The 16175-nt window shown below is 64.8% G+C and carries 19 protein-coding genes and 1 pseudogene; 17 read left to right on the top strand and 3 right to left on the bottom strand.

The window, feature by feature from the left end; all coding sequences use genetic code 11:
- Positions 1 to 20 precede the first annotated feature (20 nt).
- The 16 genes and pseudogenes from ACFV9H_RS09025 (at position 21) to ACFV9H_RS08950 (ending at position 11684) form a co-directional block, all read left to right on the top strand.
- Positions 21 to 521, top strand: a complete 501-nt coding sequence (locus ACFV9H_RS09025) for a DNA cytosine methyltransferase (RefSeq protein WP_385395400.1) — start codon at positions 21 to 23, stop codon at positions 519 to 521.
- A 214-nt stretch (positions 522 to 735) separates the two neighbouring features.
- Complete coding sequence (locus tag ACFV9H_RS09020; protein WP_385395397.1) at positions 736 to 945, top strand: hypothetical protein; 210 nt, start codon at positions 736 to 738, stop codon at positions 943 to 945.
- A gap of 70 nt (positions 946 to 1015) precedes the next feature.
- Entirely contained in the window at positions 1016 to 2872 is a 1857-nt protein-coding gene (locus ACFV9H_RS09015; protein ID WP_385395394.1) for a DNA polymerase, read from the top strand.
- Between the two features lie 530 nt (positions 2873 to 3402).
- Positions 3403 to 4428, top strand: a complete 1026-nt coding sequence (locus ACFV9H_RS09010) for a hypothetical protein (RefSeq protein ID WP_385395392.1) — start codon at positions 3403 to 3405, stop codon at positions 4426 to 4428.
- Positions 4425 to 4709, top strand: coding sequence for an endonuclease VII domain-containing protein (locus ACFV9H_RS09005; protein WP_385395389.1), 285 nt, complete (start codon positions 4425 to 4427; stop codon positions 4707 to 4709). Before ACFV9H_RS09010 ends, ACFV9H_RS09005 begins: the two co-directional genes overlap by 4 nt.
- A gap of 401 nt (positions 4710 to 5110) precedes the next feature.
- Positions 5111 to 5521: a hypothetical protein gene (locus ACFV9H_RS09000; protein WP_385395387.1), complete on the top strand. Its 411-nt coding sequence runs from the start codon at positions 5111 to 5113 to the stop codon at positions 5519 to 5521.
- 12 nt (positions 5522 to 5533) lie between these two features.
- A complete protein-coding gene (locus ACFV9H_RS08995; protein WP_385395384.1) occupies positions 5534 to 5827 on the top strand; it encodes a hypothetical protein in 294 nt (97 codons plus the stop codon).
- Positions 5821 to 6006 (top strand): hypothetical protein, encoded by a 186-nt coding sequence (locus tag ACFV9H_RS08990; protein ID WP_385395381.1) that lies wholly within the window; start codon positions 5821 to 5823, stop codon positions 6004 to 6006. Before ACFV9H_RS08995 ends, ACFV9H_RS08990 begins: the two co-directional genes overlap by 7 nt.
- Positions 6007 to 6056: 50 nt before the next feature.
- Entirely contained in the window at positions 6057 to 6248 is a 192-nt protein-coding gene (locus ACFV9H_RS08985) for a hypothetical protein (protein ID WP_385395378.1), read from the top strand.
- A 183-nt stretch (positions 6249 to 6431) separates the two neighbouring features.
- Positions 6432 to 6842, top strand: coding sequence for a deoxycytidylate deaminase (locus ACFV9H_RS08980; RefSeq protein WP_385395376.1), 411 nt, complete (start codon positions 6432 to 6434; stop codon positions 6840 to 6842).
- 50 nt (positions 6843 to 6892) lie between these two features.
- A complete protein-coding gene (locus tag ACFV9H_RS08975; RefSeq protein WP_385395374.1) occupies positions 6893 to 7234 on the top strand; it encodes a hypothetical protein in 342 nt (113 codons plus the stop codon).
- A gap of 840 nt (positions 7235 to 8074) precedes the next feature.
- Positions 8075 to 8827, top strand: a complete 753-nt coding sequence (locus tag ACFV9H_RS08970; protein WP_385395371.1) for a helix-turn-helix domain-containing protein — start codon at positions 8075 to 8077, stop codon at positions 8825 to 8827.
- 64 nt (positions 8828 to 8891) lie between these two features.
- The gene (locus ACFV9H_RS08965) at positions 8892 to 9152 is read left to right on the top strand and encodes a hypothetical protein (protein ID WP_385395368.1); all 261 of its coding nucleotides are present in this window, start codon (positions 8892 to 8894) and stop codon (positions 9150 to 9152) included.
- A 303-nt stretch (positions 9153 to 9455) separates the two neighbouring features.
- Positions 9456 to 9818 carry a hypothetical protein gene (locus tag ACFV9H_RS08960; protein ID WP_385395366.1) on the top strand — a complete coding sequence of 121 codons (363 nt, stop codon included), beginning with the start codon at positions 9456 to 9458 and terminating at the stop codon, positions 9816 to 9818.
- Between the two features lie 79 nt (positions 9819 to 9897).
- Positions 9898 to 10353, top strand: a pseudogene (locus tag ACFV9H_RS08955) (aminotransferase class I/II-fold pyridoxal phosphate-dependent enzyme); the annotation flags it as partial.
- Between the two features lie 140 nt (positions 10354 to 10493).
- Complete coding sequence (locus ACFV9H_RS08950) at positions 10494 to 11684, top strand: hypothetical protein (protein WP_385395364.1); 1191 nt, start codon at positions 10494 to 10496, stop codon at positions 11682 to 11684.
- A 3-nt stretch (positions 11685 to 11687) separates the two neighbouring features.
- On the opposite strand, the gene ACFV9H_RS08945 is transcribed toward ACFV9H_RS08950, so the two are convergent.
- Positions 11688 to 12233 carry a YbjN domain-containing protein gene (locus ACFV9H_RS08945; protein WP_385395362.1) on the bottom strand — a complete coding sequence of 182 codons (546 nt, stop codon included), beginning with the start codon at positions 12231 to 12233 and terminating at the stop codon, positions 11688 to 11690.
- A gap of 113 nt (positions 12234 to 12346) precedes the next feature.
- Positions 12347 to 14947: an ATP-dependent chaperone ClpB gene (gene clpB / locus ACFV9H_RS08940; RefSeq protein WP_385395359.1), complete on the bottom strand. Its 2601-nt coding sequence runs from the start codon at positions 14945 to 14947 to the stop codon at positions 12347 to 12349.
- A gap of 117 nt (positions 14948 to 15064) precedes the next feature.
- Between clpB and ACFV9H_RS08935 the strand changes: the two genes are divergently transcribed.
- Complete coding sequence (locus ACFV9H_RS08935; RefSeq protein ID WP_385395356.1) at positions 15065 to 15478, top strand: pyridoxamine 5'-phosphate oxidase family protein; 414 nt, start codon at positions 15065 to 15067, stop codon at positions 15476 to 15478.
- 131 nt (positions 15479 to 15609) lie between these two features.
- Here the strand turns inward: ACFV9H_RS08935 and ACFV9H_RS08930 are convergent, their stop codons facing one another.
- Positions 15610 to 15924: a (2Fe-2S)-binding protein gene (locus tag ACFV9H_RS08930; RefSeq protein WP_385395353.1), complete on the bottom strand. Its 315-nt coding sequence runs from the start codon at positions 15922 to 15924 to the stop codon at positions 15610 to 15612.
- Positions 15925 to 16175: the final 251 nt, after the last annotated feature.

The raw sequence follows: 16175 nt of genomic DNA, 5'->3' as shown, positions 1-16175 counted from the left end.
CCGACAGAAGCGGAGGGTCAGTGCCAATTCTTGAACTGTGCGCTGGGTACGGCGGTCTTGGGCTTGCCGTTGAAGAACTGACCGGCGACAGGGTTATGGCCTACGCCGAAGTTCACAGCGCTGCATGCGCGGTTATGGCGCACCGTTACCCGGATGCGGTGAACGTTGGCGACTTGACACACGTCACGTGGGAAGCGCTGCGGGGGGAAGTCGACACCATCACGGCCGGCTTCCCCTGTCAGGACATCAGCAACGCGGGAAAGGGTGCGGGCATCAATGGCGCGCGTAGCGGAATCTGGTTCAACATCGTTGACGGAATACGGATACTTCGACCGAAGTACGTGTTCTTGGAGAACGTTGGAGCGATCCGAAATCGGGGACAGGGCGCGCTGCTCGGATCGCTTCACGAAATCGGGTATGACGCTGCGTGGACGTCTATTCGAGCTTCCGATATCGGTGCACCCCACGCGCGCGAACGATGGTTCTGCGTTGCGACTCCTTCCGACACTGACGGTTTCTGACGCGAGCCGGGGGCCCGATTTCGCAAAGCGGGAACGGGGGTCAGGTGGTGACGACCTAGTTACGGCAATCGCGCGGCTATTTCCTCGCGACCGGGCTGATGCCCTGTTCAAGGGTGAACCCCCGAACGATGGCGCCCACTCCCCTACTGAGTGGTGGGGTGATTTTGCGCCGGCCATCCGCCATTGGGAAACGATCCGGCAGACATCCGCACCCATGCCGATCGTCCGGGGCCCGCGCGGCGGAGTGAAGATCTCACCCAAGTTTGCCGAATGGCTTATGGGCCTTGAGTCGGGTTGGGTAACCGACGTTCCCGGGTTGAGCCTCAAAGACATGCTTGAGCGTCTCGGCAACGGCGTTGTTCCACAGCAGGCACTGCACGCATTCCGCCATTTGAAATCCGCGCTGGACACGCAACGCGTGTAGGGCATGCAGCCGATTTGGGCTCAGTCGACTCACGGTGAGTCGGCTGGGCCCTTTCTCGTAAGGGGAGACCGTGAGGACGTACGAACACGACGTTGCCGGCGACATTGTCCGCATCAACATTCCGGAGACGGACACCGACCTACGTGAGTTCATGGGCTGGATGCGCGTTGCTGCTCACCGTGGACCCGTGGCGCTGGATACCGAGACGACCGGGCTGGATATCTACAGCCGTACCTACGGCCTTCGCACGGTGCAGTTCGGAGACGCGCACACTGCGTGGGTCATTCACTGGGAACGGGGCGGCCGATTCAAGGAGGCAGTCCTTTACGCGCTGCGCATCGGTCAGCGATTCCTGATCCACAACGCGCCCTTTGACTGGCTTGTGTTGGATCAGCACGCGGAGTACGCGCTTGAACTCCTCGCACCGAAGACCACGGACACGAAGCTTAAGGCTGCCCTGGTAGACCCACGTCAGGCCATGGAGGGTGGCATAGGAACGGGTCTCAAGCCCCTCAGCGCCTTCTACGTGGACCCGGGGGCGCCGGACACCCAAGGGGACCTGACGGCCGTGTTCCGGTCTCTGGGGCTCACCAAAGCAACCGGGTGGGCCGGCATTGACCTCAATCACCCCACGTACAACCTGTACGCAGGATTGGACGTGATCTACACGGCACGCCTTGACCCGTGTCTGACCCGTGAGCTTGCGCGCCTAGGCGTCCGTGACGCGCTCGTTCAGTACGAGCATGAGATTGCGCGTATGGGCGCGATCATGCAGCGCGCCGGTTTGGTGCTGGACACAGACTACGTCCACACCCTGAGCGCGGCCCTTCGCGAGGAAGAGGCCAAGTTCTCTGTCATCGCTGCCCGCTACGGGGTTGAGTCTGTGAACTCCGGTGCGCAAGTGGCTGCCGCACTCGCAGCGATGGGAGAGACGCTCACAGAGCGGACCGATTCCGGAAACATCAAGGTTGACAAAGCCGTACTTCTGGCCCTTGCGGACCTTGACCGGGAATGGAACCGAATTGGGGCGCGCACTCCAAACCCGTTGGCTGAGGCGGTGCTTCGCGCAAAGCGTGCCGGCAAGTGGTGTACCACATATGCGGACACGTTCCTTGAGACCGTTGACGAGAACGGGCGCATTCACCCCTTCGTGAATACGCTGATGGCGCGTACGGGCCGTATGAGCATCACGCGTCCAGCGCTGCAAACGCTGCCGTCGTCCGACTACATGATTCGTCGCGCAATGCTTGCCGACGAAGGGCACGTAATGGTCAGCACCGACTTTCAGGCAATTGAAATGCGCGTGTTGGCAGCGCTTGCCGACGTGAAGAAGATGAAGGCTGGTTTCGTTTCCGGCGGCACCGACTTTGACATTCACATGTATACGGCACAGCTCATCAAGGGCCCGAACGCTACAGCGAAGCACCGGAAGATTTTCAAGGGCGCCGGCTTTGGCAAGGTCTACGGCGGAGGGGTGACCACGGTTGCCCGCCAGACAGGGGCGCCGGAACACGAGATTCGTACGGCGTTCGCTGAGTATGACCGGGTGTTCCCTGAGATCAAGCGTGCGTCTACCCGGTGGCAGCGTGAGGCGCGCGGTACGGGCATGGTCACCGTGTCGGCTACGGGACGCCGGCTTCCGCTTGACCGGCACCGCATGTACGCCGTTGTGAACTACCAGTGTCAGAGCGCCGCGCGCGACGTGTTGGGCCAGGCCATGCTCAACATGGAGAAGGCCGGCCTTCTGGCCTCCATGCGCTTGCCTATCCACGATGAGATTCTCGCGAGCGTCCCGAAGGCTGAGGCTGCCGACTACGCCCGTGAGTTTGAGCGCTGCATGTCCATGGACCTCTTTGGCGTGCCGATCACGGCCGGCGCTGAGATTGGCGGTCGGTCTTGGGGTTCCCTGTACGGGGCCGACTACTGACCGTGCCGGTCGAACCGGACATAGCTACGCAGCGTGCATCCGAACAAGGATCGAAAACGACGACTACGCGTCAGTAGGTAACGGGAAGGTTTCGATTACAGCCGGCTCACGGTGAGTCGGCTGACCTACCCGAAATCGGGCAAAGCTTGGATCCGAAGGTGACCGGGCCGTTACCAGACGCATATGCCACTCATCCCTTGGGATGAGACCCGGTCACACCTGAGATTCAACGGACAACTATCCCGTCACTGAGTGGTCTCCTCTTGTGACGGACCTAGTCAGAGCCGACTCACCTCCATTGCGCGTGAGTCGGCTCGGGCGTAGGTTCCGTTTCAGACGTACGGCCCTGATCAAGCCCCGTCGCGAGTAAGCCCCCGGACGGGGTAGGGCCGTGACAACCAACTTCGCCATGCCGTGGCGAAGCCATGCCAAAAACAGGGTCTGACCTGGGCAAACGGCCTTTCTCCCTCCGGTGGGAATCCCCTCCGCTCCTTCACAGAGCAGAGACCACCACAGAGGAGAAGGCCCCCATGATTGACCTCACGCCGCAGCAGATATCCGACGCGAAGACCCTTGACCTTGACGCTGTAACGGCGGTCATCGCGGCCATGGAAGAGCGCGTTGCCCAGCATGCCCGCCACTACGCCACTGCCGGCGGACGCGTCGACTACGACCTGTCGGAAGACCTTGCTCAGGTGGGCCGCGTGGCTGTCTGGGAAGGACTCAGCCGCTTCAACGGTGAGTCCGTAGCCGAGTTCTTCACCTTCATGGACCGCACCATCAGCGGGAAGCTTGCGGACGAGCGCAAGGTACAGACCCGTACCGGTGTCTCACGCGAGATAGCGGCCCTGTTCGAACGCTGCCTGACCGAAGCGGCCGGCGACCCGTACCACGCTGAGGCACTGGCCCAAGACCGGGCCTTTCTTGACCGGCGCGTGATGTCTGCCGATATGGCCTACGCGGCCCGTGTCTCCTGGCAAGGCATGGAGTACCTTGACGCGCCTACCTCAAGCACGAATAACGCTCCTGGCATTGACTCCTACCTGACAGCCAAGTCTCACGACTACGGCATACCGCTTGATCTCCTTGAAGCAAGCGATATCGGAAGCGCTGCCCGCCGGGCAAAGATCGACAAAGTCAACGAGACGCTTGACCGACTTCCCGGAACTCAGCAAGCCGTCCTGTCCGCCGAATTCGGTATCGGGGACTTCCCGTGCTACGGCAACGACTACCGAGGTCTTGCCGACGTGGCCGGCGTTCCGGTTGCGAGCGTCGAAAGCTTCCGTGAGGCGGCACGCGAGAACTTCCGGACCGTGTATTTGGGTGGCAGCCCGGAAGCCGACAAGCGGGAATCGAAGTGCTGCACGACGTGTGGTCTCGACAAGCCGGTTGAGTCGTTCTACATCCGCAACAAGGCAACGGGCGCGCGTATGGCCACGTGCAGCGCCTGCAAGAAGGGTGCCACGAAGCGGTTCCGTGTTGAGAACGCGGACGCGCGCAATGCCCAGAAGCGCGCGTACGCCGCCCGTAAGCGTTCCGCTGAGGCTGCCGCGTGAAGCGTCGTAGTCAGGTATGGAATCGGGCCGGCCGGTACGGACTGGCCTACTCCGTGGCGCTAGAGCTACGGGCCCGCCCGTGTGAGCTGTGTGGTGCCCCGCCGAATAGTGAGGGTAAAGCTCACAGTATCGACCATGACCACGCTACGGGCGCTGTAAGAGGCGTTCTCTGCCACTCGTGCAACTTGGCCCTTGGTCACTTCAAAGACGACCCTGAGCGCCTTCTACGGGCTGCCGCGTACCTGACCCGCGACACCGACTATCGGCGCGTCGACCGGTAGGAATCCCCTCCGCTCCATAGATGGCAGCAACGACGAAGGAGACACACAGTGGTTACCTACCGACTCAGCAGCGGAAACACGGTTCGCGCCTTTCCCACTTCCGACCGGAGCGGGATTGAGTTCGTAACGATCAACGCGGCCGGCGACGTGATCAGCACGGTACGCAAGAACGTTGACGAATCCCTTCCGCTCCTTGCGTCTCTTCGCGCTGCCAGCGGTGCCCAGTGAGGAACAACGCATTCGGGAACGCGCTTCTGTTCATCATTCTGGAACTTGTCTTCCTGCTGGGCTTCATAGCCAGCGAAGCCTTCTAGCACACAGCCCCCGGACGGTTTAGCCGTACGAGCGTCATAGCTCACCGGGGGCGCGCAAACTCAACCCACATCGCGAGGAGTCCGACCATGCTGGTTTGGCGAGTTGCACACGAAAGCGCTGAGTACAAAGGCTTCCCCTCCGGCCCGTACGCGTGCGGGGAGTCACTTCCTGTAGGAACGCGCGACCGGCTTGAGGACATGCACTACGCACACTGCGGCAGCCATCACCCGTCGCCATTCAACGGGTACAGCGGACTGCCCGGAATCACAGAAGAGCAGCGTTGCGGATTCGATTCGCGTGAGGCGCTTTACGAATGGTTCGCCAATTTCACGGCCGTTCTGCACGAGTGCGGTTTTCGCGTATTCGTGTACGACGTACCCGACTTTGCCGCACACGTTGGCAACTTCGGGCAGACGGTGTTCGACAAGTACGAAGCCATTGAGCGTAGCCGCGAAGACCTTGACCTTACACCCGCACAAATCCCCCTGTTCGCCTGAGAAGGAGTTCCCATGCTGCGTGTCACCAAAGAGACGAAAGCTGTTCTGACCGCCGATACGGGCCGCGTGATCGGTTTCGTAAAGGACACCGAACCGGGTAAGGCTTCGCTTGCCGTTCCGGGCGACCGGGCCATTCTCACGCCGGCGCAAATGCGCGCCCTTGCCGCGTGGCTGAACGAAACTGCCGCCGAACAGGAGAAGGTCATTCCGCCCCGCGAAGCGGTCAGGCGCAAAGACTGGCTTACCGCCGAACGTGCGGCTCAGCGCATGTCGTCCGCCCTCAACAATCCGCGCGCAGCATGGTAGCGGGCAACTTCAAGCCCCCTGCCCTCACCTCGCGGGCACAGCGTGCGGCGGAAGACCTTGCTGAGCGGGTCGACTACTGGCGTACGGCTCAGACCCTGATTGAGTCGCGCGACTGGCCCGAAGTTGTGCCGGATGACGTGCTTGAGCTTGCCCGCTTTCTCGCGAAGGACACCGACTAGCTACTAGCCCAACCGACTCACCGTGAGTCGGTTGGGCCTAGGGAGAGACCATGAAGCCCGGTACGCGCGTCATCGTCGTCACGACTGACCCTGACTTTATCGAGCTGTACGGCATGACCGGCGCCGTTGTTGACGGGCCGAACGCTTGGGGCTCCATGGGTGTTCTGTTGGATCCGGAGCATGACCCGTACCAAATGCCCGCAGCGTTCGACGTCAACGAACTTGAGGAGATCACGGCATGACCGCTCCGGTTCCCGGCACCGGTAGGCGTAAGTGGAAATCCAAGCGAAATCGCGCCGGCAAACCCAACGGCCTTTCAGGAGCAAGCCGAGTCATCCCGCACCGGTATGCAGACGAAAGTGACAAAGGGCCCTGGTTCCGACGTTTGATTCGGAGACAGGAAGACCGATTTTGGAGACGCGAAGTTGATTGAAGCCGACCGGCCCGATTGGGACGAATACTTTTTGGCCGGCGCTGAGTGGGTTGCCACACGTGCCGACTGCATCCGCTCAAGGGTGGGCGCCATTCTCGTCAATGCGTCCAACGAAGTGCGGGGCACTGGCTACAACGGGGCGCCGAGTGGCGTTCCGGGCTGTCTCTCCGCCGGCGCCTGTCCACGCGGGCAGATGAGCACAGCGGAGTGCGCCCCCGAAAGCGACTACCACAACTGCACTGCCGATCATGCCGAACGCAACGCCATTAGCCACACGCCGGCGAATGAGCTTCCCGGGTCTACGCTGTATGTGACGCGCACACCGTGCCCGAAGTGTTGGACGCTGATTCGCGCCGCTGGAATCCGGAGGGTCGTTACGCCAACGCAGGAAATCACGCTCTGAATTAGCCCAATGGTAGAATGCGGCCCGTCAGCCAATTCGGAGGGGAATTCATGGACGCGACGGACCGTAAGAATGCCGAGAAGGCCGTAAAGCTGAACGCTGGTCTTCTCGGCATTCGTGTGTCGGATGGGTATTTCAAGCTTGTGGGTCAGCCGGCGGTACCGGTGGCCGGGGCAGTGGTGACGGTTGACCGGGGAGAAGCGGCGAAGCGCATCACGGCTACTCGCGTGGCACTGACGGGAATCTTCGCGTTGGCGCTCAAGAAGGACAATACGAAGCTTTTCGTCACCATTGAAGGTGCGGACGGAAGTGTCATGGTTCGGGAGGTAGCAGCCAAGAAAGAGGAGAAGGCGCGCATCCTTGCCGCTTCTCTGGCTTCGCTGAACGCTTAGCCGACTCACGGTGAGTCGCTTAAAGTGGCGCAAATCACTCTAGGCGCGTAGACCCAAACCCCTAGCTGACTCACAGTGAGTCGGCTAGGGGCTTTTTCATGACCTGACACATTAGATGGTACATACCAATGCGCTGACGATCAGTCAACTCCCTTTATGACTGGGGGAGTTGGGGCCGATGCGTAAATTGTCCTAGCGATTGTCAGTGGGTATCAGTAGTGTCGTGCAAGCGTTCGAACGAGGGTGCGTAAAAGACCGTGTCTGAACTCCAATTTACTTGGGTGTGGACGGAGTGTGAACGGGCCTTTACGATTCAACCGTTCGAAGTGGAACAGAACGTTCCGTTCCGCATGCTCACACAGTCTCAGGGGGGTCACTGTGCATAACGAGCCGTTCTATATGTCACTCAGCGTGTGGGTTCCGTCACAGACTGCTGCCGGAGGGTGGCAGACGTGTGAACAACTTAGCCCGCTGATGAGCGACGAGATGATCAGAACGTGTGACGAAATCCGACGCGTAGTCGGGGCTCAGGCACGCTTTGCCGCACGAGTGCTGAGCACGCCTCAGGCACCCGTATACCGGGCTTTCAGGCTGGTAGGCAGAGACAGACAGACGGATGAACTTGTAGGGCTTGCAGAGTGGTCTAGAAGCCGGGAAACCGGAGAGCTAGTACAGACGGCAGAAGTGTTCGTGGCCTGTCAGTGGGAACACAAGGAAACCGGGCTTGCTGCCTAGTCAGCGCGGAGCCTGCCACTCCGCGCGCACCCTCTTACACCCGTAGAAATCCCCTCCGCTCCTAGTCGGGTAACAACCCGTCAACTCCCCCTAGGAGCAAGGCACATGAAGCGCAGCAAGGCACTCACACCTACTGAGCGCGCAATCCGCATCGCGCGGAGAGTGCTGACCGGCGGACAGTGGTTCCTGATAATGGGACTCGTTTTCTATAGCTTGATGACGACGACTCCCTTCGTCGGCGCACACAGCGAATGGGAATGGTCCGGTTTCGTCCTTGGCCTGATTGTGGACGCAGCTTTCATCATGGCCCTGTCCGCCGAATCAACTCTCGCTCGTCACGGTGTCACACAGCTCGGAGGGTGGCCGGTCGCGTTTCGCTGGTTCACGGGACTCAGCAGTGTGTTCCTGAACGTGTGGGTCAGCGTGTCGGCAAGTGACTGGGTTGGTATGGCCGTTCACCTGATCGCGCCGGCACTCGTCATGCTCCTGGCCGAAGTAGGCCCGGTCTACATGGCAGCGCTTGCCGACGCAGAGAAGCGCGCGCTGAGTGCCCCTCAGATGATTGCCGATGTGCCCCTGTCGCTCATTCAGTCGGAAGAGCCTCAGGAGACCGCTGAGACGCCTGAAAAGCCGAACGTGGACCCGGTGACGGTTGCACCCCCGATGGAAGCTCAGACAGCCCCTGAGACCGTTGCCGAGTCTGCGCCAAAGCGCCTCAGCAACCGGGAAGCCAACGCACTGATCGAAAAGGGTTGGCGCCACAAGCTGAGCCCCGACGAAGTGGGCAAGGCTGCCGGCCGCCACCCTGCCACTGTCCGCCGCAAGTACGCCGAACTTGACGTTGCACTGAGCATCTAGAACACAGCCCCCGCGCTGACCTCACAAGGGTCGGTGCGGGGGCTTTCTGCGTACCCTGAGCCCCGTGAGAATCACATGGGCAATTGAGGGTCAGGGCAGCGGTGAGGCGACCGCCGAAACGGTGGACGAAGCGGCTGACGCACTGACACACGCCGTGCGGGAGTCCTACGCCGACCACGACACGGGAACGGTTGCGCACGTCATGCTGAACGTCGTTGCGCCCATCCGTATGCAACTCGTGACCGATGGCAGGTTTGAAGTCGAACGTGGGCACGTCTGGGAACACCAGGGGCAGGGAATCTTCGTAACTCTCTCCCCCAACTGAGAATACGGCGCTACGGTGCTCCCATGCTGCGATACACGGTAGATCGAGCAACGGATCACTTCCGTATCTGGGACGCGAAGTTGGGCGCTGAATGCGCACTCCCAGACGACGACGCCGGCAACGTGCCCCTACGGTGGACGTTCCGCAACGCGGAAGATGAGTACCGGGCACGCACTGAGGCGTACGGGTGGCTTGCCCACTGCTACCGGACGTGGGGCTACCGGCCAGTGATTGATCTGCCGTACGTAGACCCACACCCGTACAGCGAAATCAAGATCCCGCGACCCTGGTAGGGGAGACCACGTGAGGCGCTACACAATCACCAAACGACCGATTAGCCGGCAGCCCAACGGCGCACCGGTACTGACCGCCGAACGCCAATGGGTGATCTTTGACGAGTGGCTTGGGGCGTACTGCACGCTGCCGGCCAACGCGCCCAAGGGTGAAGCCCCAACGCTCCTGCCGCTCGAATTCAAGACACGCCTTGAGGCGGAAACTTGGATGGCGAAGTGCTACGCCACGTGGGCCGAGTGGTCGCAAGGCTATGGCGCGGATCGTGTGCCGAAGCATTGGCGGGGATTCATTCCGCCGGTCAAGTCTCCGTGGCTGATCGATCAAAGCCCCGGTGGCCGGTACGAGCCTGAGGCATGGACGCTGCACCGCTGAACAAGGGTCCCTCTCCACAACGGAGAGGGACTTTTTGCATGTTTCCGCTGGTCAGCGCGTGTACACCTAACTGGTGTAGTCTTTCTCCTTCACGGGTTGGAAGGTCGGCTGGGTCACCGCTCCGCCGGCGCTGATCACGGCGGTCCGCTCGGCGAAGCAGTTCCTCACGTACGTCTCCTCGGGCCCCTTCCAGTACGCGATCGCCGAGGCCCTGGCCCTCCCCGACGCCTACTACGACGGCTTCCGCGCCGATCTCGCCGCCAAGCGCGACCTCCTCTCCGAGGGCCTCGCGGCCGCCGGCTTCGAGGTCTACCGCCCGCGGGGCACGTACTTCATCACCACCGACATCACCCCGCTCGGCGAGAAGGACGGCCTCGCCTTCTGCCGCGCCCTGCCCGAGCGCTGCGGGGTCGTCGCCATCCCCAACCAGGTCTTCTACGACGACACCTCCGCCGGAGCCACCCAGGTCCGCTGGGCCTTCTGCAAGCGCACCGACGTCCTCCAGGAAGCCGTGTCCCGACTGCGCGGGCTCTAGGGCCTGTCGTCAAGGCCGGCCGGGCGCGCCCGCGCGTGGTTGCGGGGTGGCTGAGGCCGATGTGAAGCTGACGGTGCGAACGTGCCCGAAGTCCTCACGACCCCGTGAGCGGACCCACCACGAGCGGAGAGTCGGGATACATGGCAACGGGCAGAGCGACGGTGACCTCGTCGCCCTTGGAGATCCGCGCGCTCAGGGCCGTGCGTTCGGCCGCGCCGACGACGGTCATCGCGCTCACGCTCTTCGCCGCCGTACGCGGGGCCGGGGTGCTCGTGCTCGCCATCGGGTCCTGGTGGGCCGGGCGGGACCCGATGCGGGTCCTCGGGGTCTCCTGGGACTCGGTCTGGTACCTGAAGATCGCCGCCAACGGCTACGGGCGGACCCAGATGTGGCCCAGCCCCACCAACGGCACCGGGCTGATCCAGAGCGACTACGCCTTCTTCCCGCTCTACCCGACGCTGATACGGCTCCTCGGCTCCGTGCTGCCCGGCGGGCTCGTGCCCGCCGGGATCCTCATCGCCTGGATCTCCGCCGCCGTGGCCGCCGTCGGGGTGTACAAGGTCGGGGAGCACGTCATCGGCCCGCGCGCCGGGCTGCTCCTCGTGGGGCTCTGGGCGGCGCTCCCGCACGCCGTGGTGCTCTCCCTGGCCTATACCGAGGCCCTGCTGGCCGCGCTCGCCGCCTGGGCCCTGTACGCCCTGCTGCGCGGCCGCTGGATGTGGGCCGCCGGCCTCGCCGTGCTCGCCGGGCTGACCCGGCCCACCGGGCTGGCCGTCGCGGCCGCCGTCTCGGTGATGGCGCTGCACGCGATCGTCGTACGGAAGTCCCGCGCGCCCGAGGTGTGGGCGGCCGGGCTGTTGGCGCCGGCGGGCTGGGCGGCGTACGTCCTGGCCGTCGGGGTGCGCATGCGCGATCCCCTCGGCGGCTACTTCGCCGTGCAGCGGCACTGGGGGTCGAAGTTCGACTTCGGCGTCGGCGCGCTGCGCTCGGCGGAACAGGTGCTGACCGGCGGGCACGTGCCGCTCGCCACCACCGTGACCGTGGTGCTGCTGGCCGCGGCGGGGCTGCTGGCGATGCTGCTCCTGCTGGACCGGACCCCGCTGCCGCTGCTCGCGTACACCGGGATACTGCTGCTGATCGCCTTCGGCGGGGCCGGCTACTTCGAGTCGAAGCCGCGCTTCCTGCTGCCGGCGTTCCCGCTGCTCCTGCCGATGGCCGCCGTCATGGCGAGAGCCCGGCCGCGCACCGCGATCGTGGTGACCGGGGTGCTGGCCGGGCTCAGCTACGGCTACGGGCTGTACCTGCTGCTCGTGGCCCGCGTGCCGCTGTAACGGCTAGTTGTTGGTCTCGCCGTTGCCGTCGTCGTCGCCGTCGCTGGAGTCGATGTCCTTCTCCAGGCCGAGCTGCTCGACGAGCCACTTGTCGAACTCGATGGAGGCGCGGACCCAGCTGACCGTGGAGGACACGAAGTGCTCCAGGTTGACGCCGGTGCCGATCAGCATCTGCGCCTCACCGATCAGACGGACCGAGCCGTCGTCGTGCGTGTGGCTGTAGACCTTCGGCCACAGGGTGCGGCGGTTCCAGTCGTCGATCGACTCGAGAAGCTGCGGCTTCTCGTCGATCTTGTGCGGACGGTCGTAGAAGGTCCGCACCGAAAAGACCTGCTGCTCGTCCTCGCCGCGGAACATGAAGTACGTACGGAACTCCTCCCACGGCGCCGCGAGGTCACCCTCGTCGTCGACGACGTACTTGAGCTCCATCTGTTCCAGCAGCTGCTTGACCAGATCCTGGTCGGGGACGACGGGGCCCGCCGGTCCTGTGGCCTGCGGATCGGGCTGCTGCCCTCCGAAGTTCGGAATCGAGGCCGGGTCGATGCTCACCGTGTACTTCCCTTCGTGCGGATACCTGCATCCTCCCCCATCCCGCCCTCCCCGTGTCCAGCCCCGGACGGGCGATCCGCGCAGGGCGGACAGGACTCGTCCGCCCCGGAGGGCTACAAGGCCTTGCCGACCAGCAGGTCCTCGCCCACCACGTCCACCCGAACGGTGTCGCCGTCTCGGACCTCGCCGGCCAGGATCTCCTTCGCCAGCCGGTCGCCGATCGCCGTCTGGATCAGGCGGCGCAGGGGGCGCGCGCCGTACGCCGGGTCGTTGCCCTTGTCCGCCAGCCAGGCCAGGGCCTCCGGGGTGACGTCCAGGGTCAGGCGCCGGTCGGCCAGCCGCTTGGCGAGGCGGCCGATCTGGAGCTCGGCGATGTGGGCCAGCTCGGCCTCGCTGAGGGCGGAGAAGACCACCAGGTCGTCCAGGCGGTTGAGGAACTCCGGCTTGAAGCTCGCCCTGACCACGTCCAGGACCTGCTTCTTCTTCTCGTCCACAGGTGTGGACGGATTCATCAGGAACTGACTGCCCAGGTTCGAGGTGAGGATCAGGATCGCGTTGCGGAAGTCCACGGTGCGGCCCTGGCCGTCCGTGAGCCGGCCATCGTCGAGGACCTGGAGCAGGATGTCGAAGACCTCGGGGTGGGCCTTCTCCACCTCGTCCAGGAGGACGACGGAGTACGGGCGCCTGCGCACGGCCTCGGTGAGCTGGCCGCCTTCCTCGTAGCCGACGTACCCGGGCGGGGCGCCGACGAGGCGGGCCACGCTGTGCTTCTCGCCGTACTCCGACATGTCGATGCGGACCATGGCCCGCTCGTCGTCGAAGAGGAAGTCGGCGAGGGCCTTGGCCAGCTCCGTCTTGCCCACGCCCGTCGGGCCGAGGAAGAGGAAGGAGCCGGTCGGGCGGTCCGGGTCGGCGATCCCGGCGCGGGTGCGGCGTACGGCGTCCGAGACGGCCCGGACGGCCTCGCTCTGGCCGATCAGGCGGCGGCCCAGCTCGTCCTCCATTCGGAGCAGCTTCTGGGTCTCCCCTTCGAGCAGCCGGCCGGCCGGGATGCCGGTCCAGGCGCCGACCACGTCCGCGATGTCGTCCGGGCCGACCTCGTCCCGGACCATGCTGTCTTTACTGCTGCCCGCCTTCGAGGCCTCGGCCTCGGCCTCCGTGGCCTCCGCCAGCTCGCGCTCCAGGGCGGGGATCTCCCCGTAGAGGAGCTTGGAGGCGGAGTCGAAGTCGCCGTCGCGCTGGGCGCGCTCGGCCTGCCCGCGCAGGTCGTCCAGGCGCTCCTTGAGCTCGCCGACCCGGTTGAGGGACTGCTTCTCCTTCTCCCAGCGGGCGGTCAGGCCCCGCAGGTCCTCCTCCTTGTCCGCGAGGTCCTTGCGGATCTTGTCGAGGCGCTCGCGGGAGGCCGGGTCGGACTCGTTGTTCAGCGCCAGCTCCTCCATCCGCAGGCGGTCGACCGAGCGCTGGAGCTCGTCGATCTCCACGGGCGAGGAGTCGATCTCCATGCGCAGCCGGGACGCGGCCTCGTCGACGAGGTCGATGGCCTTGTCGGGGAGGAAGCGGGAGGTGATGTACCGGTCGGAGAGGGTCGCGGCGGCGACGAGGGCGCTGTCGTTGATGACCACCTTGTGGTGGGCCTCGTAGCGGCCCTTGAGTCCCCGCAGGATGGCGATCGTGTCCTCGACGGACGGCTCGGCCACCAGAACCTGCTGGAAGCGCCGCTCCAGCGCCGGGTCCTTCTCGATGCGCTCGCGGTACTCGTCGAGGGTGGTCGCGCCGACCATGCGCAGCTCGCCGCGGGCCAACATGGGCTTGAGCATGTTGCCCGCGTCCATGGCGGAGTCACCGCCGGCGCCCGCGCCGACGACGGTGTGCAGCTCGTCGATGAAGGTGATGATCTGGCCCTCGCTCGACTTGATCTCGGCGAGGACGGTCTTGAGGCGCTCCTCGAACTCACCGCGGTACTTGGCGCCGGCGACCATCGCGCCGAGGTCCAGGGAGACGAGGCGCTTGTTCTTCAGGGACTCGGGGACGTCGCCCTTGACGATGCGCTGGGCCAGGCCCTCGACGACGGCCGTCTTGCCGACGCCGGGCTCGCCGATGAGCACCGGGTTGTTCTTGGTGCGGCGCGAGAGCACCTGCACGACGCGGCGGATCTCGTGGTCGCGGCCGATGACCGGGTCGAGCTTGCCCTCGCGCGCGGCCGCCGTGAAATCCGTTCCGAACTTCTCCAGGGCCTTGTACTGGCCCTCGGGGTCGGGGGTGGTCACCCGCCGTCCTCCTCGTGCGTTCTCGAAGGCGGCGAGCAGCTTCTTCGCGCTCGCGCCCTGGGTGGTCAGGACCTCACCGGCCGCGCCGCCCTTGGCGGCGATGGCGATGAGCAGGTGTTCGGTGGAGAGGTACTCGTCGCCGAGCTTGCCCGCCTGGGCGTCGGCCTCGGCGAGTACGGCGAGCAGATCGCGGGTGGGCTGCGGGGGCGCGACGGTGGAGCCGGTGACGCTGGGCAGCGCGGCGAGGAGCCGTTCGGCGGCGCCGCGCACGGCGGCCTGGTCGGCGTCGGTGGCCACCAGCAGGTCGATGACGTTCTCGTTGTCCTCACCGGCGAGCAGCGCCAGCAGCAGGTGCGCGGGGGTCAGGTCGGCGTGGCCGTCCTTGACCGCCCTGCTGGTGGCCGCGTTCAGGGCGTCCCGGCTCTTGTTCGTCAGCTCGGCGTCCACTGCGTCTTCTCCTCTCCCCAAGGGGTAACGGCAACTCTGACATGGTCAGCGTATGCAAAGTTGAGTCTATTCCACTCAAGGGCGATCGGGGGCCGGGCTGCCCGTACCCTTCGGGCCATGTCCCATGACGTACTCAACCCGACGCCCGAGTACCTCGCCTTCTGGCGGGAGCGGCACGTCTGCACGCTGACCACCCCCAGGCCCGACGGCTCCCCGCACGTGGTCCCGGTGGGCGTGACGTACGACCCTGAGGCCGGCCTGGCCCGGGTGATCAGCAACAAGCACAGCAAGAAGGTCCGCAACGTCCTGGCGGCCCAGGCGACCGAGCCGGGCGGGCCCCGCGTCGCGGTCTGCCAGATGGAGGGGCGCCGCTGGGCCACCCTGGAGGGGCGCGCGGTGATCCGTACGGACGAGGCCGCGGTCGCCGAGGCGGTGGCGCGCTACGCGCAGCGGTACGGGCGCACTCCGTCGCCCAATCCCGACCGGGTGGTCCTGGAGATCACGCTGGAGAGGGCCATGGGCCGGGCCTGAGGCCGTAGCCGAAACTTGTCCGGTCGACGCATGGACGCGGACGCCACAACGGCGCCATCGTGGTCAGGTCCACGATGGCGCCGTTGTGTGGGGGTAGCACCTGAGCGATCTGCAACGACGGGGGAATCGCTTCAGGCACTGCGGGGGGTGGCGGTGGTGATATCGGGTTCGAAGAGCTGGTGGTCCCGCTGATCGAGGTTGACGAAGACCATTCCGTAGCGCACCTCGCAGCGGACGGGCTGCGGCGCGCCGCGGGGGCGACGCAGGCAGCGGTAGGCCCGGACGTCTTCATCCTCCTCGCGCACGACGACGATCGGCTGCCCGAACAAGGTGACGACCAGGGAGTCGCCGGGATGGGGGATCGCCGTGGCCAGATCGATGAACTGCCATCCGGAGCGGTACGCGGAGGCCATTTCGCGACGGAAGCCGCGATCGTCGGGGGTCATGCGTTCGCCCCGTCCGCCGGAGCAGTGTGCCAGCCCGTGTCCAACTCGCCGGCAGAGTCGTGCCTGCCCTGGTCCGACTGCACGATCGTCGCCTCGACGGACCCGGTGCCGCCGGAGCCGACACCACCGCCCCCGAGTGCGCCGTATGCCACCGTGGCGGAGAAAACAACGGCAAGCGCCGAGCGAAGCATTCTCTTATACATGGTCGGCTTCGTCCTCACTTGATGGAATCCTCTCCCCCGCGTGACTGA

It is taken from the genome of Streptomyces sp. NPDC059874 (genome assembly GCF_042731135.1).
In the GTDB taxonomy this organism is placed as follows: Bacteria; Actinomycetota; Actinomycetes; order Streptomycetales; family Streptomycetaceae; genus Streptomyces.
Note: the sequence above shows the minus strand (reverse complement) of the source record. Positions and strands in the feature narration are given on the sequence as shown.